Below are 19,869 nucleotides of genomic sequence, written 5' to 3' on the forward strand. Positions count from 1 at the left end.
GTGAGTCAGGTCGCAGGCGCGAGGAAGCGGGTCAGCAGCCGCAGCCACGCCTCCGGCGCCTCGAGGTGTACGTCGTGCCCCGTGCCCGCGACCGTGGCGACCTCGGTGTCCGGACGCAGGGCGCACATGCTCTCGACCTGCCGGTCGGGCACCGATCCGTGCTCGCCGTGCACCAGCAGGGTGGGCGCACGCACCATCGACCACTCCTCGAGGAACTCGCGCTCGTGCACGTGGGCGATCGCGTCGGTCAGGGTCGCGGCGTCCCACTGGGGCCACAGCCCGTCGGGCCGCTCCTCGAGCCCGTCGGCCCAGGCCTCGGCGACCATCCGGGTGGTCCGGAAGAAGGACAGGAACTCCTCCCGGTCGGCGAAGGGCGCCGGCCACGAGGCGAGCCAGTCGCCGATCGTGCCCGTCATCGCCGGGGCGTCGCCGCCCAGGCCGCCCTCCACCATCACCAGCCGGTCCACCCGGTCCGGGGCCCAGGCGGCGAGGAGCATCGCGGTGTGGGCGCCCATCGACTGGCCCACGACCGGCACCCGGTCCACGTCCAGGTCGTCGAGGACGGCCAGCACGTCGTCGACGTACGCCCGCCGGGAGACGTCGTCCGGGCGCCGGGTGCTGCTGCCGTGGCCACGCTGCTCGACCGAGACGACGCACCAGTCCGCGCGCAGCTCCTCGATCGTGGCGCCCCACTCGCGCGCGTACCCGGCCAGACCGTGCAGGAGGATGATGATCGGCTTGTCGTCAGCGGTGTCGTAGTACCAGATCTCCGCGTCGGGCCGCTCCACCCGACCCCAACCGGCCGTCATGGCCCGAGTCTGGCACCCGAGGACGAATCCCTCGCCCGACGACACCTCCCGAGGTGGCGCGTCACACGTCCCGCCGTTTCCCGCGGTGGCCGACAGCGGTCCTAGAGTTCTCTGGTGCGCATCGACCTCCACACCCACTCGCGGGCCAGCGACGGGACGCAGAGCCCGGCGGAGTTGGTGCGCGCCGCGGCCGCGGCGGGGCTGGACGTCGTCGCCCTGACCGACCACGACACCGCGGAGGGGTGGGCCGAGGCGGCCCGGACCGCGGAGGAGACCGGCGTCGGCCTGGTCCGCGGGATGGAGATCAGCACCCGGCACGACGGCCGCGGGGTGCACCTGCTGGCCTACCTGCCCGACCCGACGCACCCGCCGCTGCTCGCCGAGCTCGAGCGCATCCTGGAGGGACGGAGCTCCCGGCTGCCGGCGATGCTGGCGCGGCTGCGCGAGCTCGGTGTCGACATCGACGAGGACGACGTACGCCGGGTCGCCGGTGACGCGGTCGCGACCGGGCGCCCGCACGTGGCCGACGCCTTGGTCGACCTCGGCGTGGTGGCGGACCGGACCGAGGCCTTCCGGCGCTTCCTGAGCGCCGGCCGGCCGGCGTACGCCAACCGCTACGCGGCCCCGCTGGAGAAGATGCTGCGCATCGTGGGGGACGCCGGCGGGGTGAGCGTGATCGCCCATCCGTGGGGACGGCACGGCCGGCAGGAGCCGAGCGAGGCCACCCTGGCGGAGCTGACCGAGGCCGGGCTCTCCGGGCTCGAGGTCGACCACCAAGACCACGACGCCAGCGCTCGCGAGCGGCTGCGCGGCATCGCCCGTAACCTCGACCTCGTCGTCACCGGTTCGAGCGACCACCACGGCAGCGGCAAGGTCGACCACGAGCTCGGCTGCAACACCACCGCACCGGAGGAGTTCGCCCGGCTCGTCGACCTGGCCCGGCTGGCCGCGGCCCGGTCCGGCCGGAGCACCCCCGAGGTGGTGGGGGCGTGAGCGCCCTGGTCAACGGGGTGCTGCTGACCGAGGTCTTCGTCACGCTGTTCGTGATCATGGACCCGGTCGGCACCGTCCCGATCTTCCTCTCGCTCACCGCCGGCCGCTCGGCGCACACCGCCCGCAAGGCGGCCTGGCAGGCCGTGGCGGTGTCGTTCGGTGTGATCGCGGTGTTCGCGTTCTTCGGCCAGCAGATCCTCAGCTACCTGCACATCTCGCTGCCCGCGCTGCAGTGCGCGGGTGGCCTGCTGCTCCTGCTCGCCCTGGAGCTGCTGACCGGCAACGAGCAGGAGCCGACCGCCGCGGTCGGCACCAACGTCGCCCTCGTGCCGCTGGGCACGCCGCTCCTGGCCGGCCCGGGCGCGATCGTGGCGACGATGCTCTTCTCGCGCGACGTGCACGACTTCCCGGACTTCGGGGCCGTGGCGCTCGGCGTGGTGCTCGTGCACCTCTGCCTGTGGGCCGCGATGCGGTTCTCGCTCCCGATCCTGCGGCTCATCCGCGAGAGCGGGGTCCTCCTGGTCACCCGCATCGCGGGGCTGCTGCTCTCGGCGATCGCGGTCCAGCTCGTCGCCGACGCCGTCCGTGCGTTCATCGCCGGCGAGGGCTGAGCGGGTCAGGCGATCTCGAGCTCGCGCTCGACGAGATGGTCGGCCACCTTGCGCCGGATGCGCTGCAGCGCGTTGTCGACCGACTTCGCCCCGCGCTGGAGCTGCCGGGCGATGTCGCGGTAGCCCACGCCGTCCTCGTGCAGCCGGAGCACCTCCACCTCGAGCGCGGACAGCGTGCGATCCACGTGCGCGCGCAGGGCCGTGACGCCCTCGGCGCCGGCGACCTGCTCGGCGGGGTCGGCCCAGGCCGGCGCGGGGAGCACCTCCGCGAGGGTGCGCTCGCCCTCGTCGCCGGTGCCGACCGGTCGGTGGAGGGAGACGTAGTCGTTGAGCGGGCCGTGCTTGCGCCGGGTCGCGCTCCGGATCGCGGACACGACCTGCCGGGACACGCACAGCTCCGCGAAGGTCCGGAAGCTCGTGCCGCGCCCCGCGTCGTACGAGCGGACGGCCAGGTAGAGGCCGATCATCGCCTCCTGGGCGAGGTCGTCCTGGTCGGCGCCGACCAGGAAGTGGACGCGGGCCTGGGCGCGTACCAGCCCGCGGTGGCGCAGGAGCAGCAGCTCCACGGCCTCCTCGTCGCCCGCCCGCGCCCGGGCGGCCAGCTCCTCGTCGGTCGCCTCCCGGGCGGGGGTGCTGGAGATGGTGGGCACCCCCGTGCAACGAGCCCCGGCGCAAAAGGTGACGAGGTGTCAGGTTTCAGTGGGTGTCGCGGACGGAGAGCAGGCCGCCGAGGACCCCGACGTACGCCGTCCCGTCGGGTCCGAAGGTGATCGGGGCGTAGTTGTTGTTGTAGCCGAGCCCGACCCCGGTGAGGGCGGACCACACGCGCCGACCGCTCCGGGCGTCGAGCGCGGTGAGGTACCACGGGTCCTCCGGACCGGTGGCGGGCTCACCGGAGGGGTAGCGCACCTGGTCGGCCGCCGGGTGCTCGTAGACGTAGAGCAGGCCGGTCGCCGCCGACACCTTGCTCACGCTGGTCGGGACGCGGACGCGATGGTTGGTCCAGGCCCGGTGGCAGCCGCCGTGTGCGTAGTCCACCGCGACACGCGTGACACCGGGGACGGTGGTGGGTGTGTTGCGGGCCGGGTCGCCGGACGGCGGGTTCTGCTCCGGGCCGGTGTAGCCGTAGTTGTTCTCCACGATCAGGGACCCCCGGTAGGCCACGAGGGAGTTGTCGGTGGCGCCGTGACCCGGGCGGAAGACGGGCACCCGGCAGACCGGCTCGGCGCCGGGACCACGGCGGCCGGCGCGGAACACCAGCACGTGCATCCGCGGATCGGCGTTGTCGGTGATCGCGACGAAGTGGTGGCCGTGGCGGCGCACGATCGTGGGGGTGGTGCCCGACCCGGTCTGGCTCTGGCCGGGCTTCTGGCGAGTCCCCGCGTCGTAGGCACGCCGCCAGGTCACCCCAGGCGCCCCGGCCCGGGTCGCGTCGAAGCGGTAGAGCGCCCGGTCCGAGACGACGAACACCCCGCCGGTCTCGTCGACTGCCATCGAGTTGCCGATGTGCTCGCCCTTCGGTAGCCGGTGGGCCCTCGACCGGCCGGTGCCGGGGTCGACGGTGCCCACCACGCCGGAGCCGGTGACGTACCAGATCCGGCCTGACCAGTCCGGCAGCGCCGAGAGGATGACCGAGCTGCCGACGTCCGCGGAGACGTCGTAGTCCCGGTGCAGCGTCAGCGTCGGAGCGTCGGCGGTGCCGGTCTCGGCGATCACCCGGATGTGGCCGTCGGAGGTCGGCACCACGACCCGGTCCCGCTGGTCGAGGTAGAAATAGCCGCCGCCACCGAACGCGGTGAAGGGGCCCGAGGCCGACGAGGCCGACCGGGGCGGAAGGGGGTAGTCAGCGAGCGTGTCCAGAGTCCGGGGGTCGATCAGCCGCAGGTCGACGGTGGCGAGACCGACGCAGACGGTGAGCAGCCGGCCGTGCGAGTCGAAGGTGACCGAGGCGCACTCCTGGCCGAACAGGGTGGAGGTGACCTCGGGGGAGCGCCCGAGCGGCCCGGGGGTGACCCCGGCGTCGGACTGGTAGGCGTCGTCGTGCAGGTTGCTGCGCCCGTTGGCCGCCATGAACGGGTGGCGCGGTGCGAAGTGCGCCCGGATGGGGTGGGCGGGGCGGGGCGAGCCCAGGAACTGCTTCACGCTGTCGGCCCCGGGGTCCTGCGGGATCGGCACGGCGGGCGCGCCGGTTGCCGCGGCGGTCGGCGCCGCGGCGGACGCGCCACCGACGACGACGGGGAGGGCGAGGGTGACCGTGACCGCGAGGGCCGCCGCGAGGGCCGTCGCGAGGGCCGTCGCGACCTGCCGGGTCCGGGTTCGCAGAGCTGCCATGACGGCTTCTTCGACCCCGGCCGCGGATTTCCTTCCCGGACGGGGAAGGAAATCGGCTCCACCCGGCGAACCAGACCCCATGCGCTGGTTCTGGGTCCTCCTCTGCTCCGCCCTCGCCGCCGCGGCGCTCGCCGTGCCGTCGACCTCCGCCGCCACGTCCGGACCGGGTGCCGCGGGTGCGGACCCGCGGCACCGGTACGGCTCGGTGCTCAACGTCCTGCCACCCGGCTCGTCGGGCAACGTCGACGGCGAGCAGCTGGCCGCGCTCGGGCCCGGTCGTGCGGCCGACGACCCGTCCTCGCTGCTCGGCGGCCTCGCGTCGCCACAGTCGTTCTTCACCACCGCGACCCCCGACCAGCCGGCCAACTTCGCCGACCAGCTCGAGAAGTACGACGCGCTGAACACCGCCGACCCGGGCACGCTCACCTCCGCCCGGCTGCCCGACTACTTCAAGGACGCCTCCCTCGGTGTCGACCCGTCGGACGTGGTCCGCACCGAGAAGCCGCGTCCGGGCGTGACGATCAGGTGGGACACCGACGGCGTCCCGCACATCACCGGCAGGACCGACGCCGACGTCGCCTACGGGGCCGGGGTCGCCGTCATCGAGACCCGCATGTTCCTCACCGACGTGCTGCGCCACACGGGCGCCGCGACCATGGCCGAGTTCGTCGGCCCCACCGACGCCGACGTCGCCCAGGACGCCGCGCAGCTCGCGGTCGCGCCGTACACGCCGAAGCAGATCAACCGCCAGATCGACGCCCTCGCCCACCGCTCGCCCGAGGCGGCCCGGCTCGTGGGCGCCTTCGACGCCTACATCGACGGAATGAACGCAGAGCAGGACGTGCTGTGTCCGGCCAGCACCGCGAGCGTGCCGCTGCCCGGCTCGCTCGGGATGGGGTACGGCGAGCACTGCCCGGTGGAGTACGCCGCGCTGCAGCGGCCGCCGGCGCCGTACACCCGCGCTGACATCGTCTCGATCGCCTCGCTGGTCGGCGGCATCTTCGGCACCGGCGGGGGAGGGCAGTACACCAACGCCATCTGGCTCCAGCAGCTCCAGCAGGACCACGGCAAGCGTGCCGGCCGCCGGATCTACCAGGACCTGAGGGAGAAGAACGACCCGGAGGCGCCGGTCACCTCGCCGGTGCGGGCGCCGTACGGCGGGTCGGGCAACCGCGTCCACCCGGGCCGGCCGGGCGTCGCCATGCCCGACCTCCACCCGACCGCGACCCAGCTGGGCACCGGCGCGATCGTCAACCCCGACGGATCTCTCTCACCGCCTCCACAGGGCGCGGCCGGCAACCAGGGCAACGCCAGCACCACCGATCCGAAGGGCGACGGCTCGGCCGCCGGGCAGGCGAGCACCACGGCAGCCCGCTACGGCGTCGACCCGGCGCTCGAGGCCCAGCAGATCCAGGGCAGCCTCCAGCGGGCGATGCAGGGTGAGCTCGTCGGCATGAGCAACGCGCTCATGGTGGACGCGAAGCACTCGGCGCACGGGCACCCCACCGCGGTCTTCGGACCGCAGACCGGCTACTACGCCCCCCAGCTGCTGATGGAGGAGGAGCTGAGCGGCCCGCACACCGCGGCCCGCGGGGTGTCCTTCGCCGGCACCAACTTCGTCGTGGAGCTCGGTCGTGGCCTCGACTACGCCTGGTCGGCCACCTCGCCGTACACCGACATCACCGACACCGTCGTACAGCCGCTGTGCAACACCGACGGCAGCAAGCCGACCGTCGACTCCACGGCGTACGTCGCCGCCGGTGGGCGCTGCACGCCGATGGTCGACTACGAGCACACCGAGACCGCCTTCCCGACGCTGGCCGCGCAGGCCACGCCCGAGCAGATCAAGTTCCTGGTGCTGCGCACGGACCACGGGATCGTCCGGCTGCGGACGACGGTCAAGGGGCGGCCGGTGGCGGTGGTGCGGGAGCGGTCGACGTACATGCACGAGGCCGACTCGGTGCTGGGGTTCGTCCACCTCAACGACCCGTCGCGGATCCGCGACGCCCACGACTTCATGCGGGCGGCCTCCGACATCCAGTACACCTTCAACTGGTACTACGCCGACGACCGCGACATCGGCTACTACAGCTCCGCGCGGCTGCCGCGCCGCGCTCCGGGCACCGACCTGGACCTGCCGCGGTGGGGGAGCCCGAGGTACGACTGGCGCGGCTTCGAGCCGTTCGGCGCGCACCCGCACGTCGTGAACCCCGGCCAGGGCTACCTCGCCAACTGGAACAACAAGCTGGCGCCCGGCTTCGCCTCCTCCAGCCAGGTCTGGGGCGACGGCTCGGTCTACCGCAGCCTCACGCTCAGCGACCGGATCAAGGGCCTGCTGCGGTCCGGCCGGCCCGTGACCCGACCCGACCTGGTCGGCGCCATGATCGACGCGGGCACGGTGGACCTCCGGGGCGCCTACGTGCTGCCGAAGGTGCTCGACGTCGTCGGGCGGCCGAGCGACCCGCAGGACGCGGCCGCCGTCCGGCTGATGCGCCAGTGGGTCGCCGACGGCGCTCATCGGGTCGACCGGCAGCGGACGGGGGCCTACGACCACCAGGCCGCCATCGACCTGTTCGACACCTGGTGGAACCCCGACGACATCGGGGCGTCGTGCTCGCCCGACTGCGGGTTCGCGCTGCCCCGCGACGCCATGCGGCACGGGCTCGGGCGCGACGTGGACCTGCTGCCCGAGCCCCTCGACGACCACCCTCGCGAGCACATCGGCTCGGCCTTCAACGGGATCTCCTGGTACGGCTACCTCGACAAGGACCTGCGCAGCGTCCTCGGCCGACCGGTGCGCGGCGCCTACTCGCGCAGCTACTGCGGGTCGCTCGAGCACTGCCGCGCGGCCCTGCGCCGGTCCTTGCACGCCGCGGTGCGGGCGGCCCTGGCGACGGAGAACGTCTCCTCGGTCGACGACCTGACCTACGACAAGTCGCGCGACGACATCGTGTCGGTCGCGGGTGGCGTCGTGGGGGTACGCCGGATCGACTGGCAGAACCGGCCGACCTTCCAGCAGGTGGTGCAGTTCACCGGCCACCGGCCCCGCTGACCTGCAGCGGGCCCTACTTCCGCCCAAGCGTCTGGAACCGCTGCAGCAGCCCGTTGGGAACCAGGCGCGCGGCCGTGGCGATCGCCTTGTAACGGGCGCTGGGGATGGAGAACGTCCGCCCCTTGTCGAAGTCCTCGAGAGCCTGCCTCACGAGGTCGTCGGGGTCGAGCCAGAGGAAGGAGGGCGCGGAGTCGCGGGCGACGCCCATCCGCTCGTGGAACTCGGTCCGGGTGAACCCGGGACACAGCGTCGTCACGGTCACGCCGCGCGGCCGGTACTCGGTGGCGGCCCACTCGCCGAAGCTGTTCACCCAGGCCTTCGCGGCGCTGTAGCTGCCTCGCGGCAGGAACGCCGCGACGCTGGAGACGTTGATGATCCCGCCGTGGCCGCGCTGCGCCATCGCGCCCAGGGCGGCGTGGCTCAGGCGCATCACGGCCGTCACCAGCACGTCGAGCATGGCGTTCTCGGCGTCGACGGGGTTGTCGAGGAAGCGGCCCTTGAGGGAGAAGCCGGCGTTGTTGACCAGCAGGTCCACCGGCCGGTCGGGGTCGGCCACCCGGGCCTCCACCCGGGCCAGCGCGGCGCGGTCGGTCAGGTCGGCGGGCAGCACCTCGACCTGCACGCCGTACGTGTCGCGGAGCTCGGCGGCGAGAGTCGCGAGCCGCTCCTCGTCGCGGGCCACGAGCACCAGGTCGTGGCCGCGCTGGGCGAGCTGGACGGCGACTGAGTGCCCGATGCCGGCCGTCGGACCGGTGACGAGGGCGGTGCCCGGGGTGGAACCGATTTCAGACATGGCGGCAAGCAAACAGGTGTCGCCGCGATTCAGGCAAGCGGGTCAGGCATGATATGGACCGATGACCACGACACTCGCGATCGCCAACCAGAAGGGTGGCGTCGCCAAGACGACCACGGTCGCCTCGTTGGGCGCGGCCCTCGCCGAGCTCGGCCACCGCGTCCTGCTGGTCGACCTCGATCCCCAGGCCTGCCTGACGTTCTCCCTCGGGATCGATCCCGAGGACCTCGACCTCTCGGTCCACCACGTGCTGACCAAGGGCCTCGACCCGACCGAGGTGATCATCGAGACCGAGGACGGCGTCGACCTGTTGCCGGCCACCATCGAGCTGGCGCGCGCCGAGGCCGACCTGCTCACCCGCACCGGCCGTGAGCATGTGATCAAGTCCGCCATCGAGGCCCTCGAGGAGGACCTCGGCGACGAGCACTACGACTGGGTGCTCCTGGACTGCCCGCCCTCGCTCGGGGTGCTCACCGTGGCGGCGCTGACCGCGGCCAACGGCGTCCTCATCCCGTTGCAGTGCGAGACGCTCTCGCACCGCGGCGTCGGGCAGCTGCTCGACACGGTGCATGACGTCCGCCGCTTCACCAACCGCAAGCTCGAGGTGTGGGGCGTGCTGCCGACGCTGTACGACGGCCGCACCAACCACGCGCGCACGGTGCTGGAGACGATCTCCGACACCTACGACCTCGAGGTCGTGGAGCCGCCGATCCCCAAGACCATCAAGTTCGCCGAGGCCCCGGCCGCCGGCCGGTCGATCCTGGCGACCAGCCGCTCCAACAAGGGCGCCCAGGCCTACCGGGAGGTCGCGGCCAACCTCGTGGTCCGGGCTCGACGTCCGAGACCGAAGCCGGCCAGGAAGTCCACCCCGAAGCCGAAGAAGGGTTGAGCCGTGAGCCGACACCACGAGCAGAGCATTCGTCCCCGCTACGGGCGGATCGCGACGCTGGGGTCGTCGGTGGCGGTCACCGTGGTCGCCGTGCTCGGCGGCGCCGGGGTGCTGCCCTCCTCGGCGGAGCCCGGGCACCGGGCACCTGCCGCGATCGAGCCGGTCTCGTCGTCCGCACACGCGGGGGAGGGGGCCACCACGGGCGGGTCGAGGTCGCCCTCGCAGGCCGCGCAGCCCCACCGGTCCGCCCAGCATCGCGACCGCACCCCCGTCCGCGGTGAGGGCAGCGCGGACGCGCTGGAGTACCGCGACCGCAACACCCTCGACACCGCCCTCCCGGCGCGATCGGGCACGGGGCGCCGTGTCGTCTTCAGCGAGGGGCGCCAGCGGGTCTGGCTGGTGTCGGCCGACGACGAGGTCAAGCGGACCTACCTGGTCTCGGGCAGCCGGTCCGACAACCTGCACGCCGGGACCTACGAGGTCTACTCACGCTCGGAGCAGGCGTGGGGGATCAACGACTCCGGGACGATGAAGTACTTCGTGCGCTTCACCCACGGCGAGAACGCCGCGATCGGCTTCCACGACATCCCGATCGACGACGGCCACCTCGTGCAGTCGGTGTCCCAGCTCGGGACGCCCCAGTCGCACGGCTGCATCCGTCAACGGCGTACCGACGCCATCGCGCTGTGGAAGTTCGCCCCACTCGGCACCACCGTCGTCGTCGTCTGAACGCCGACCCGTCGTGGACTCACGACGGGCCGGCGCCAGGACAGACCGGTGTCAGACTGCCGCTGTCAGGCCTGCTCGGCCGGTGCCGCCGCAGAGGAGTCGCTGGAGGAGTCGCCCGAGGAGCGGCGACGGCGACGGCGGTTGCGGGAGCGCTGCTGACCCTCGCCCGAGGACTCGTCCGAGGACGGGCCGGCGCCGGCGGCCGGGGCCTCCGGGGCCGAGCCCGCTGCGTCCGCGGTGACGGGCTCGCCGCTGCGGCTGCGGGTCCGGCTGCGGTTGCGGTTGCGGCTGCGCGCGGGGCGGTCGCCGCCACGCTCGGGCCGGTCGGAGCGCTCGGACCTCGGGGGCGCCGGGGCGGGGTCGACGATGCGGCCCTTGGTGCCCGGCGCGATGCCCTGGTCGTGGAAGAGGTGCTCGGAGGTGGAGTATGTCTCGGTCGGCTCGTCGAACGGCAGGTCGAGAGCCTTGTTGATCATCTTCCAGCGGTGCAGGTCCGCCCAGTCGACGAACGTGATCGCGGTGCCGGTGGCGCCGGCCCGGCCGGTGCGGCCGATCCGGTGCACGTAGGTCTTGTCGTCCTCGGGGCACGTGTAGTTGATGACGTGGGAGACGCCGGCGACGTCGATGCCGCGGGCCGCGACGTCGGTCGCGACGAGGACGCGGATCTTGTCCTCACGGAACTTCGTGAGCGCCTTCTCCCGCGCCACCTGGGCCATGTCGCCGTGCAACGGGCTGGCCGAGAAGCCGCGCTCGGCGAGGTCGTCGGCCACCCGCTGCGACTGGCGCTTGGTGCGGGTGAAGACGATGATCTTGCCGGCGTCCTCGGCCTGGAGCACCCGGCCGATGATCTCCGGCTTGTCGAGGTCGTGCGCCTGGTAGATGAACTGCGCGGTGGCCGGCACCATCGTGGTGTCGTACGACGACTCGGCGCGGATGTTCATCGGGTGCCGCATGTGGGTGCGGGCGAGCGCGACGATCGCGGCCGGCATGGTCGCCGAGAACAGCATCGTCTGCCGGGTCTCGGGCGTCATCTTCAGGATCCGCTCGACGTCGGGCAGGAAGCCCAGGTCCAGCATCTCGTCGGCCTCGTCGAGGACCAGCGCGTGCACGTGGGAGATGTCCAGTGCCTTGCGGTTGGCCAGGTCGATCAGGCGGCCGGGGGTGCCGACGACGATGTCCACGCCGGCCTGGAGCGTGTCCAGCTGGGTGTCGTAGCCGACCCCGCCGTACACGGTCAGGACGCGCAGGCCGCGGTCCTTGCTGGCGAGGGCCAGGTCGCTGGAGACCTGCAGTGCCAGCTCGCGGGTCGGTGCCACGATGAGGGCCTGCGGCTTGCCCTGGGGCAGCTCGGAGTAGTCGGGGTCCTTGGGGGCGACGCTGCGCTGCAGCACCGGGATGCCGAAGGCCAGCGTCTTGCCGGTGCCGGTGCGGGCCTGGCCGATCAGGTCGGTGCCCAGCAGGGCGACGGAGAGCGTCATCTCCTGGATGGCGAAGGGGGTGGTGATGCCGGCGCGCTCGAGCGCGTCACAAATCTCGGGGAGTACCCCGAGCTCTCGGAACGTGGTCAGTGGTCTGTCGCTTTCGTGAGTCAGCCTCGGGCGAGGCCGATGGAGTCGGTCGGATGCGGCGGACTCATCGGACCTGCGCCCAGTGGGGGCGGGGCTCAGACAGCGTCAGCCGCGCACATGCAGGCGGGGCGGCCGCTCGCGGCCGACTTCATCGGCGCCGTGTCATCGGTCTGGCCTGGCATCGAATCGGGCGTCGGAGCGGGTCCGTCTCGCCGGTCGTGGGCCGCCTCCGCACGGGGCGGGCGCGGCACTCGATCACGCTCACTGTATCGGTAGGGTGCGGCCATGACTGAATCGCCCGGCGACACGACCGCGGCCGTTCCCGGGACCGGTGTCGCGCCAGGCGCGGACATCGACGGTCCGCTGGCCTTCCAGGACCCTGCCTACCGCGAGGCGGTCGTCGACCTGCTGGGTGCGATCGCGTACGGCGAGATCTCGGCCTTCGAGCGGCTCTCCGAGGACGGGAGGCTGGCCCCCAGCCTCGAGGACAAGGTGGCCATCGGGGCGATGGCGACGGCGGAGTTCGGCCACGTCGGCCCGCTGCTCGACCGGATGACCGAGCTCGGCGCCGACCCGTTCGCGGCGATGGCGCCGTTCCGCGCCGCGATCGACCTCTTCCACGAGCACACGGCCCCGTCGGACTGGTACGAAGGCCTGATCAAGGCCTTCGTCGGCGACGGCCTGGCCAACGACTTCTACCGCGAGATCGCGGCGTACCTCGACACCGGCACCCGCGACCTGATCCTGGCGTCCCTGGAGGACAGCGGGCACTCCCGCTTCGTCATCGACCGGGTGCGGGCCGCGATCGCGGCCGACCCGCGCCTCGGTGGCCGCCTGGCCCTGTGGGGACGCCGGCTGATGGGGGAGGCGCTCACCCAGGCGCAGCGGGTGGCCGCCGAGCGGGACGCGCTCTCGGCGCTGCTGGCCGGTGGCGTCGACCGTCCGGGGCTCGACCTGGCCGCGATCGGACGGATGTTCACCCGCCTGACCGAGCGGCACGCGGAGCGCATGGCCGAGCTCGGGCTTGCCTCCTGAGGCTGGGTCCGCGGGAGGTCAGGCGCGCCGACGGCCGGTGAGGCCGGAGGCGATCATGACGAGCACCATCGCGGTCAGCACGGTGACGATGCCCTGCGTCCAGTCGAGGCCGGCGGAGCCGTTGCCGCCGAAGGCGCGGTAGATGACATCGCCGAGGAGCATTCCGCCGATGCCGCACACGATGGTCAGCCAGAACGGGATGTTGTCCTTGTCGCCCGGCGCGAAGAACTTGCCGAGCAGGCCCACGATGGTGCCGACGATCAGGTAGAAGAGGATGGTCGAGACGTCCATGTCGACCATCCTCCTCCGTAAGGGTCAGCTGCGGAAGCCGACCTGACCCGCGACCCCGCCGCCGATCTCGACGTAGGCGAGCTTCGACGCGGGCACCATGATCTTGCGGTGCTTGCTGTCGGTGAGGGTCAGGACGCCGTCCGAGGCGACCGCCTCGGCGACGACCTTCTCGACGCTCTCGGCCGTGTCGTCGGTCTCGACGACAAGCTCACGGGGGGCGTGCTGGACGCCGATCTTGACCTCCACGGGTCCTCCTCAGTCAGGGGTTCGGGGTGTTTCAGTGCTCGTCGGTGAGCGGATAGCCGCGGATGCCGCGCCAGGCCAGCCCCGCCACCAGGGCCGCAGCGTCGGCCTTCGTTATCCCGCCGGCCTCCGAGAGCCAGAACCGGGCGCTGACCTGGGCCATTCCCACCAGCGACACGGCCAGCAGCCGGGACGCGGTGTCGGGCAGGCCGGTGTCGTCGTGAATGACGTGGGCGATCATGGTCGCGCACTCGCTGGTGACCCGCTCGACCTGCTCGCGCACGGCCGGCTCGTTGGTCAGGTCGGACTCGAAGACGAGCCGGAAGGCGCCGGTGTCGCCGGCGACGTACTCGAAGAAGGCGTCCATCGTGGCGGCCACGCGCTGCTTGTTGTCCTGGGTGGACGCCAGGGCCTCGCGGCAACCGTCGATGATCTGGTCGCACGAGGCGTCGAGGAGCGCCAGGTAGAGGTCGAGCTTGCCGGGGAAGTGCTGGTAGAGCACCGGCTTGGAGACTCCCGCGCGGTCGGCGATGTCGTCCATGGCGGCGGCGTGGTAGCCCTGCGCGACGAACACCTCGAGTGCGGACTCCAGCAGTTGTGCCCGGCGCTCGCGGCGCGGCATCCGGCCACCCCTCGGACGGGGGGCCGCGGTGTCGTACTGACCAGCGCTCAACTCATGCTCCTCGGCCTCGACTCCAGTGCGTTCGCACCCGGCGAAGTCGCAGCCTACCCGCTGGTCACCTCCGTCCGGATGACGGGACGCGCGGCGCGCGAGGCGGGCGCGCGGGGAACATGGAAGGCCTCCCGGATGTTGTGCCCGGCAGCGACCGAGAGACCACCGACGACCTACGAGGAGCGTGCTGTGCCCTTTCCCCCACTCGTGGAGCCGGCCGACGAGCTGACCATCGACGAGGTGCGCCGCTACAGCCGGCACCTGATCATCCCCGACGTCGGGATGACCGGACAGAAGCGGCTGAAGAACGCCAAGGTGCTCGTGATCGGTGCCGGCGGCCTCGGCAGCCCGGCGCTGCTCTACCTGGCCGCCGCCGGGGTCGGCACCATCGGCATCGCGGAGTTCGACGAGGTCGACGAGTCCAACCTGCAGCGCCAGATCATCCACGGCCAGTCCGACGTCGGTCGCCCCAAGGCCGAGTCGGCGCGGGACTCCATCAAGGAGGCCAACCCGTACGTCAACGTGGTGGTGCACAACGAGCGCCTCGACAACGACAACGTGCTGGGCATCTTCGAGGGCTACGACCTGATCGTCGACGGCACGGACAACTTCGCGACCCGCTACATGGTTCAACGACGCGGCGTACTTCCTGAAGATCCCCTACGTGTGGGGATCGATCTACCGCTTCGACGGCCAGGCGTCGGTCTTCTGGCCGCACGCGGAGCTCGAGTCGGGCGAGAGCGCCGAGGCGCCGTGCTACCGCTGCCTCTACCCCGAGCCGCCCCCGCCGGGCATGGTCCCCTCCTGCGCCGAGGGCGGCGTGCTGGGCGTGCTGTGCGCGAGCATCGGCTCGATCCAGGTCAACGAGGCGATCAAGCTGCTCACCGGGATCGGGGAGCCGTTGGTGGGCAAGCTGATGATCTACGACGCCCTCGAGATGGAGTACCGCAAGCTCAAGGTCCGCAAGGACCCGAACTGCGCGCTCTGCGGCGAGAACCCCACCGTCACCGAGCTCATCGACTACGAAAGCTTCTGCGGCGCGATCTCCGAGGACGCCGCCGACGCCGCCGCCGGCTCGACGATCTCGGTCACCCAGCTCGAGCACATGCTCAAGGAGCGCGAGAACGGCGAGCGCGACTTCGTGCTGGTCGACGTCCGCGAGCCCAACGAGTACGAGATCAACCGGATCCCGGGCTCCGTCCTGATCCCGAAGGGCGAGTTCCTCAATGGCAACGCGCTCGGCGAGCTGCCCAGCGACAAGCAGATCGTGCTGCACTGCAAGAGCGGCGTCCGCTCCGCCGAGGCGCTCGCGGTGCTCAAGGGAGCGGGGTACGCCGACTCCGTGCACGTCGGCGGCGGCGTGGTGGCCTGGGTGAACCAGGTCGACCCCAGCCAGCCGTCCTACTGAGCAACCCGCAACCCGGCCCCGCCCCGACCCCCGTCGGTGCGGGGCCGGTGTGCGTCCCGGCGGCTTACCCCACTTGGACTAGTACCAATTGACTAGTCGGTCGTAACCCGGTCAGGTGGTTCCTCGTTGATCCCGTCACAGTCAATGCCGGGCCGGCCGGCGCTCGATGCAGGGAGGGAACCACCCGATGAAGCTCGCACTGTCCCCGACCGTCCGCTGGGGCGCCGGCGCGCTGGCCGCGATCAGCAGCGCCGTCCTCGGCACCGCGCTCGCCACCGCCGCACCCGCCACCGCGGTTGGCGCCACCGCCTGGGCGCCAGCCGACACGGCGCAGATCCACCCGGGGACGATGATGTACACCGACGGTGCGCAGTGCACCGCCAACTTCGTCTACACCGACGCGTCGGCCAACGTGTACGTCGGGTACGCCGCCCACTGCGCTGGCACCGGCTCGTCCCGGACACCGACGGCTGCAAGACCGACTCCCTGCCGCTCGGCACCAAGGTCGACTTCACCAATGACGGCAACCTCGCCTCGGAGGGCACGATCGTGGGCCACGGCACGCTGGTCTACTCGTCGTGGATCACCGAGCACAAGCTCGGCACCACCGACGCCAACACCTGTGCGTACAACGACCTCGCCCTGGTGAAGGTCGACGCCGCCGACGTCGGCAAGGTCAACCCGTCCGTCCCGTTCTGGGGTGGACCGACCGGCATCGACACCGACGGCACCGCCGCGGGCGACCGCGTCTACACCTACGGCAACTCCAGCCTGCGCGGCGGTGTCTCCGCGCTCTCGCCCCACACCGGCGTGAGCCTCGGCGACGACGCGGCCGACGGTGGCTGGTCGCACCCGCTGTACACGATCACCCCGGGCATCCCCGGCGACTCCGGATCGGGCTTCATGAGCGCCGACGGCAAGGCGATCGGCGTCCTCTCCACGCTCGGCCTGGCTCCGCTGCCGGCGTCGAACAACATCGGCGACCTCGCCAAGGAGCTCGCGTTCGCCCAGCAGAACTCGGGCATCTCCGGCCTCCAGCTGGTCAACGGCACCGAGCCGTTCTCACCCGTCCTCTGACCGGGAGGAGCCGCTGACCTCGACCAGCGAGGGAGCGTCCGAGGTTTCTCTCGGGTGAACCTCAGACCGACAAGGTGACTGCCCCGTCCGCGTAGCCGGACGGGGCAGTTGCTCGTTGGGGCCGTCATGCGAACCCTGCGGATCTCGGCCCTGATCGCCACCCTCCTCACGCTCGTCCTCGCCGCCCTGGCGGCCCCCGCCCAGGCCGGTGACCTGTCCCGGTGGGCGCCGCCCGGGAGGGCGACGATCACGCCCGGCGTGCAGATGTTCACCGCCGGCGCCCAGTGCACCGGCAACTTCGTCTACACGGACGGCACCGGCGCCGTGTTCGTCGGGTACGCCGCGCACTGCGCCGGCCGGGGCGCGCAGACCGACACCGACGGCTGCCGGACGGCGTCGCACCCGCTCGGCACGCGCGTCAGGTTCGCCCAGGGCGCGACGGCCGCGACCGGCGGCACCACCGTCGGGCACGGCACGCTGGTCTACAGCTCGTGGATCGCCATGCACCGCGCCGGCACGACCGCGCCCGACGCGTGCGCCTAGAACGACCTGGCCCTGGTGAGGGTCGACCCCTCGGACGTCGGCAAGGTCAACCCGTCGGTCCCGTTCTGGGGTGGGCCGGCCGGGGTCTCCAGGGCCGGCGCCCCCGCAGGGACGCAGGTGCACTCGTGGGGACAGTCGAGCCTGCGCCCCACGACGGCGCTGTCCCCGAAGACCGGCGCGTCGCTCGGCGGGGGCGGTCGCGGCTGGACCTGGGAGGTCTACACGGCCACGCCCGGGATCCCCGGAGACTCCGGCAGCGGCCTCCTCGACGCCCACGGCCGCGCGCTGGGGGTGCTCTCCACCGTCGCGATCGCGCCCCTCGCCGGTTCCAACGGGGTGGGGGACCTGCAGCACGAGCTGGCCTTCGCGCGCAGCCACTCCGGTCTCACCGGCCTGCGGCTGGTTCCGGGCACCGAGCGGTTCTCGTCCCTGCCGTGACCTCAGCGTGATCGAACCGGGGCCCTGCCCCCGGTAGGTTCCTGCCCATGGGGGCCGGTCGTGCATCGAGGGTCGCCGTGGCCGCGGTCGTGGGCACGGTGCTGCTGGTGACCGTGCTGGTCACCTGGGCGGCCTCGATCGGCCCAAGTGACGTCCTTGCGGGCGACGGTCCGCACCCGCACCGCGCCTCGGTGACCCACAGCGTCCCCCCCAGTCCGTCGGCGTCCCCGACGGCCACGCCGACGCCGCGGCACGAGCAGCAGAGCCACGCCGCGGAGGTCATCGGTGGACTGCTCACCGCCCTCGCCGCGATCTTCGCCGTGGTCGTGGTGGCGGGCCTGATCGCGGGCGCGATGCTGCTCGCCCGGGAGCTGTGGCAGCGCTGGGTGGAGCGGCAGCGCCCGCCCCCGCCCCCGCCCGAGATCGCCTTCGACGTCGTCGAGACCCCACGCCGGGTCACCGAGGCGATCGTCCGCGACTCCGCGCAGCAGCGCGTGCTGCTGCTGGAGGGCACCCCGCGCAACGGCATCGTCGAGTGCTGGCACCGCTTCGAGGAGCAGGCCGCCGGGACCGGCGTGGTCCGCGACGAGTGGGAGACCTCGGCGGAGTTCACGCTGCGGGTGCTCGACCTGGTCGACGCCGACTCGGCGGCGGTGACCCGGCTCGCGGGGCTCTACCGGGAGGCCCGGTTCTCCGACCACCCGCTCGACGAGTCACACCGGTCGGCGGCGCTCGAGGCGCTCGACGCCATCCACGCCCAGCTCTCGCGGCACGGGTCGGGGGCTCCGCGATGAACGACGAGGTGCGCTGGCGTCGGCGCGCCGGGCTCGCCCTGGGGGTGTACGCCGTCCTCGAGATCGGGCTCACGCTGGCCGACTTCGCGCCGGACGCGCTGCGCCTGGCCCTGCTCGTGGCGGTCTGCGTCGCCGGCGCCGGCCTGCTGCGCGACAGCCTCGACCATGCGAGCACCCCGTGGGCACCGCCGCCGGCCCCGTCCATCGTGCCGCCCGGGTCCGACGCCCGGCTCGCGGCGTACGTCCGGCTGATCGAGAGCATGCAGACCGCGCGCACCCCTGACGGGACGCTGCGCGACCGGCTCGTCCGGCTCTCCGACCAGCAGCTCGCGGACGAGCTCGCGGGTCCGCCGCGGCGGTTGAGCCTGGACGAGATCGACGACTACCTGAGGAGGATCGAGGAACGGTGAGGAACGAGCGAGTCGCCGAGGCGTCCCGGCTGGCCGGGACCGTGCTGGACGAGGTCGAGCGTGGGGTCGTGGGGAAGCGCGACGCGCTGACCCTGGTGCTGGCCGCGATCCTGTCGAAGGGCCACGTCCTGCTCGAGGACTTCCCGGGGCTCGGCAAGACCCTCGCGGCACGGTCCTTCGCGCAGGCCCTCGGACTGGACTTCCGGCGCGCCCAGTTCACCCCGGACCTGCTGCCGGCCGACCTGACGGGCTCCTTCCTCTACGACCAGCGCCGCGGCGAGTTCGAGTTCCGCAGGGGCCCGGTGTTCACCGGCCTGCTGCTGGCCGACGAGATCAACCGGACCCCGCCCAAGACGCAGTCCGCCCTGCTCGAGGCGATGCAGGAGCACCAGGTGACCGTCGAGGGGGAGACGTTCCCGCTGCCGGAGCCGTTCCACGTGCTGGCGACCGCGAACCCGATCGAGTACGAAGGCACCTACCCGCTGCCGGAGGCACAGCTGGACCGCTTCCTGATGCGGGTCAGCTTCGGCTACCCGTCCTCCGCGGAGGAGTACGACGTGATCGCCCGGCGCCTCGAGCGGCAGCGCGAGGAAGTCGTGCTCGCCCAGGTGACCGACGCCGCGGGGCTCCTGGAGATGCAGGCGGCGACCGAGACGGTCCAGGTCGATCCCAGCGTCGGCCGCTACTGCGTCGAGCTGGCGGGCGGCGACCCGCGCCCACGCCGATGTGCTGACCGGGTCGTCCCCCCCGCGGCTCGCTCGCGCTCGTGCTGACCGCGCGGGCGTTCGCGGTGGTCCGGGGGCGGACTACGTGATCCCCGAGGACGTCAAGGCGGTGGCCCGTCCGGTGCTCGCGCACCGGATCACCGTGCGCCCCGAGCTCTGGATGACCGAGGTCAGCGGCCGACGGGTCGTCGACGAGGTGCTGCGCACCGTGGCGACCCCCTCGACCCTCGAGCCGTGGAACGCCGATGACGACCTGGCGGGCGACGGCCGCCATGACCCGGGCCACGGCCCTGGGGGCCCTGGGCGTGGGCGGCGGCGGTGCTCTTCGGCGCTCCCGTGGTGGTGGTGCTGACCGCCCCGCTGCTGCTGCTCGCGGCGATGGGCCTGCTGCACCGACCGAACACGAGCCCGGTCGTCGAGACCGAGGTCGACCACGTGGTCCTCCACGAGGGGCAGG

General features: G+C 72.4%; 21 protein-coding genes and 1 pseudogene. 14 read left to right on the top strand and 8 right to left on the bottom strand.

Annotated elements, in window-relative coordinates; genetic code table 11:
• Positions 1–5: 5 nt before the first annotated feature.
• Positions 6–809 carry an alpha/beta fold hydrolase gene (locus H0S67_RS06455; RefSeq protein WP_180935907.1) on the bottom strand — a complete coding sequence of 268 codons (804 nt, stop codon included), beginning with the start codon at positions 807–809 and terminating at the stop codon, positions 6–8.
• A gap of 114 nt (positions 810–923) precedes the next feature.
• Here H0S67_RS06455 and H0S67_RS06460 point away from each other — a divergent pair, with 114 nt between their 5' ends.
• Both H0S67_RS06460 and H0S67_RS06465 read left to right on the top strand, forming a co-directional pair.
• Complete coding sequence (locus H0S67_RS06460; RefSeq protein ID WP_180935908.1) at positions 924–1,802, top strand: PHP domain-containing protein; 879 nt, start codon at positions 924–926, stop codon at positions 1,800–1,802.
• Positions 1,799–2,413: a MarC family protein gene (locus tag H0S67_RS06465; RefSeq protein WP_180935909.1), complete on the top strand. Its 615-nt coding sequence runs from the start codon at positions 1,799–1,801 to the stop codon at positions 2,411–2,413. The genes H0S67_RS06460 and H0S67_RS06465 overlap by 4 nt, the downstream gene beginning before the upstream one ends.
• A 5-nt stretch (positions 2,414–2,418) precedes the next feature.
• Here H0S67_RS06465 and sigH read toward each other — a convergent pair whose 3' ends face one another.
• Both sigH and H0S67_RS06475 read right to left on the bottom strand, forming a co-directional pair.
• Positions 2,419–3,063: an RNA polymerase sporulation sigma factor SigH gene (gene sigH, locus H0S67_RS06470; RefSeq protein ID WP_180935910.1), complete on the bottom strand. Its 645-nt coding sequence runs from the start codon at positions 3,061–3,063 to the stop codon at positions 2,419–2,421.
• A gap of 46 nt (positions 3,064–3,109) precedes the next feature.
• The gene (locus H0S67_RS06475; protein ID WP_180935911.1) at positions 3,110–4,744 is read right to left on the bottom strand and encodes a hypothetical protein; all 1,635 of its coding nucleotides are present in this window, start codon (positions 4,742–4,744) and stop codon (positions 3,110–3,112) included.
• Between the two features lie 79 nt (positions 4,745–4,823).
• Between H0S67_RS06475 and H0S67_RS06480 the strand changes: the two genes are divergently transcribed.
• Complete coding sequence (locus H0S67_RS06480) at positions 4,824–7,796, top strand: penicillin acylase family protein (protein WP_180935912.1); 2,973 nt, start codon at positions 4,824–4,826, stop codon at positions 7,794–7,796.
• Between the two features lie 13 nt (positions 7,797–7,809).
• Here H0S67_RS06480 and H0S67_RS06485 read toward each other — a convergent pair whose 3' ends face one another.
• Positions 7,810–8,589, bottom strand: coding sequence for an SDR family NAD(P)-dependent oxidoreductase (locus tag H0S67_RS06485; protein ID WP_180935913.1), 780 nt, complete (start codon positions 8,587–8,589; stop codon positions 7,810–7,812).
• 61 nt (positions 8,590–8,650) lie between these two features.
• Between H0S67_RS06485 and H0S67_RS06490 the strand changes: the two genes are divergently transcribed.
• Both H0S67_RS06490 and H0S67_RS06495 read left to right on the top strand, forming a co-directional pair.
• Positions 8,651–9,478 (top strand): ParA family protein, encoded by an 828-nt coding sequence (locus H0S67_RS06490; protein WP_180935914.1) that lies wholly within the window; start codon positions 8,651–8,653, stop codon positions 9,476–9,478.
• A 3-nt stretch (positions 9,479–9,481) separates the two neighbouring features.
• Entirely contained in the window at positions 9,482–10,207 is a 726-nt protein-coding gene (locus H0S67_RS06495; protein WP_180935915.1) for a L,D-transpeptidase, read from the top strand.
• A gap of 65 nt (positions 10,208–10,272) precedes the next feature.
• On the opposite strand, the gene H0S67_RS06500 is transcribed toward H0S67_RS06495, so the two are convergent.
• Positions 10,273–11,685 (bottom strand): DEAD/DEAH box helicase, encoded by a 1,413-nt coding sequence (locus H0S67_RS06500; protein ID WP_246355182.1) that lies wholly within the window; start codon positions 11,683–11,685, stop codon positions 10,273–10,275.
• Between the two features lie 375 nt (positions 11,686–12,060).
• Here H0S67_RS06500 and H0S67_RS06505 point away from each other — a divergent pair, with 375 nt between their 5' ends.
• Positions 12,061–12,810: a ferritin-like fold-containing protein gene (locus tag H0S67_RS06505; protein WP_180935916.1), complete on the top strand. Its 750-nt coding sequence runs from the start codon at positions 12,061–12,063 to the stop codon at positions 12,808–12,810.
• Between the two features lie 18 nt (positions 12,811–12,828).
• Here the strand turns inward: H0S67_RS06505 and H0S67_RS06510 are convergent, their stop codons facing one another.
• Genes H0S67_RS06510 through H0S67_RS06520 form a run of 3 tightly spaced genes read right to left on the bottom strand, consistent with a single transcriptional unit; the run spans position 12,829 to position 13,966 of the window.
• The gene (locus H0S67_RS06510) at positions 12,829–13,101 is read right to left on the bottom strand and encodes a GlsB/YeaQ/YmgE family stress response membrane protein (protein WP_180935917.1); all 273 of its coding nucleotides are present in this window, start codon (positions 13,099–13,101) and stop codon (positions 12,829–12,831) included.
• Positions 13,102–13,125: 24 nt separating this feature from the next.
• Entirely contained in the window at positions 13,126–13,347 is a 222-nt protein-coding gene (locus H0S67_RS06515; RefSeq protein ID WP_180935918.1) for a DUF3107 domain-containing protein, read from the bottom strand.
• 31 nt (positions 13,348–13,378) lie between these two features.
• Positions 13,379–13,966 (bottom strand): TetR/AcrR family transcriptional regulator, encoded by a 588-nt coding sequence (locus tag H0S67_RS06520; RefSeq protein ID WP_180936802.1) that lies wholly within the window; start codon positions 13,964–13,966, stop codon positions 13,379–13,381.
• A gap of 240 nt (positions 13,967–14,206) precedes the next feature.
• Here H0S67_RS06520 and moeZ point away from each other — a divergent pair.
• From moeZ to H0S67_RS24630, 8 genes and pseudogenes are all read left to right on the top strand, one after another.
• A pseudogene (moeZ, locus tag H0S67_RS06525) lies at positions 14,207–15,425 on the top strand (adenylyltransferase/sulfurtransferase MoeZ).
• 372 nt (positions 15,426–15,797) lie between these two features.
• Complete coding sequence (locus tag H0S67_RS06530) at positions 15,798–16,502, top strand: serine protease (RefSeq protein WP_246355183.1); 705 nt, start codon at positions 15,798–15,800, stop codon at positions 16,500–16,502.
• A gap of 126 nt (positions 16,503–16,628) precedes the next feature.
• Positions 16,629–17,045 (top strand): hypothetical protein, encoded by a 417-nt coding sequence (locus tag H0S67_RS24615; protein ID WP_246355184.1) that lies wholly within the window; start codon positions 16,629–16,631, stop codon positions 17,043–17,045.
• Positions 17,046–17,060: 15 nt separating this feature from the next.
• Positions 17,061–17,483, top strand: a complete 423-nt coding sequence (locus H0S67_RS24620; protein ID WP_246355185.1) for a hypothetical protein — start codon at positions 17,061–17,063, stop codon at positions 17,481–17,483.
• Positions 17,484–17,530: 47 nt separating this feature from the next.
• Positions 17,531–18,277: a DUF4129 domain-containing protein gene (locus tag H0S67_RS06540; RefSeq protein ID WP_180935919.1), complete on the top strand. Its 747-nt coding sequence runs from the start codon at positions 17,531–17,533 to the stop codon at positions 18,275–18,277.
• The gene (locus H0S67_RS06545; RefSeq protein ID WP_180935920.1) at positions 18,274–18,687 is read left to right on the top strand and encodes a hypothetical protein; all 414 of its coding nucleotides are present in this window, start codon (positions 18,274–18,276) and stop codon (positions 18,685–18,687) included. Before H0S67_RS06540 ends, H0S67_RS06545 begins: the two co-directional genes overlap by 4 nt.
• Positions 18,684–19,460 (top strand): AAA family ATPase, encoded by a 777-nt coding sequence (locus H0S67_RS06550; RefSeq protein WP_246355186.1) that lies wholly within the window; start codon positions 18,684–18,686, stop codon positions 19,458–19,460. Before H0S67_RS06545 ends, H0S67_RS06550 begins: the two co-directional genes overlap by 4 nt.
• Positions 19,414–19,764, top strand: coding sequence for a hypothetical protein (locus H0S67_RS24630; RefSeq protein WP_343050382.1), 351 nt, complete (start codon positions 19,414–19,416; stop codon positions 19,762–19,764). The genes H0S67_RS06550 and H0S67_RS24630 overlap by 47 nt, the downstream gene beginning before the upstream one ends.
• Positions 19,765–19,869 lie beyond the last annotated feature (105 nt).

This window comes from Nocardioides ungokensis (genome assembly GCF_013466985.1).
GTDB lineage: Bacteria > Actinomycetota > Actinomycetes > Propionibacteriales > Nocardioidaceae > Nocardioides > Nocardioides ungokensis.

Coding starts and splice junctions, on each gene's coding strand:
- H0S67_RS06455 (WP_180935907.1), bottom strand. CDS start 809: ATGACGGCCGGTTGGGGTCGGGTGGAGCGGCCCGACGCGGAGATCTGG.
- H0S67_RS06475 (WP_180935911.1), bottom strand. CDS start 4,744: ATGGCAGCTCTGCGAACCCGGACCCGGCAGGTCGCGACGGCCCTCGCG.
- H0S67_RS06480 (WP_180935912.1), top strand. CDS start 4,824: ATGCGCTGGTTCTGGGTCCTCCTCTGCTCCGCCCTCGCCGCCGCGGCG.
- H0S67_RS06485 (WP_180935913.1), bottom strand. CDS start 8,589: ATGTCTGAAATCGGTTCCACCCCGGGCACCGCCCTCGTCACCGGTCCG.
- H0S67_RS06490 (WP_180935914.1), top strand. CDS start 8,651: ATGACCACGACACTCGCGATCGCCAACCAGAAGGGTGGCGTCGCCAAG.
- H0S67_RS06500 (WP_246355182.1), bottom strand. CDS start 11,685: ATGACGCTCTCCGTCGCCCTGCTGGGCACCGACCTGATCGGCCAGGCC.
- H0S67_RS06505 (WP_180935916.1), top strand. CDS start 12,061: ATGACTGAATCGCCCGGCGACACGACCGCGGCCGTTCCCGGGACCGGT.
- H0S67_RS06510 (WP_180935917.1), bottom strand. CDS start 13,101: ATGGACGTCTCGACCATCCTCTTCTACCTGATCGTCGGCACCATCGTG.
- H0S67_RS06520 (WP_180936802.1), bottom strand. CDS start 13,966: ATGCCGCGCCGCGAGCGCCGGGCACAACTGCTGGAGTCCGCACTCGAG.
- H0S67_RS24615 (WP_246355184.1), top strand. CDS start 16,629: ATGCGAACCCTGCGGATCTCGGCCCTGATCGCCACCCTCCTCACGCTC.
- H0S67_RS06540 (WP_180935919.1), top strand. CDS start 17,531: ATGGGGGCCGGTCGTGCATCGAGGGTCGCCGTGGCCGCGGTCGTGGGC.
- H0S67_RS06545 (WP_180935920.1), top strand. CDS start 18,274: ATGAACGACGAGGTGCGCTGGCGTCGGCGCGCCGGGCTCGCCCTGGGG.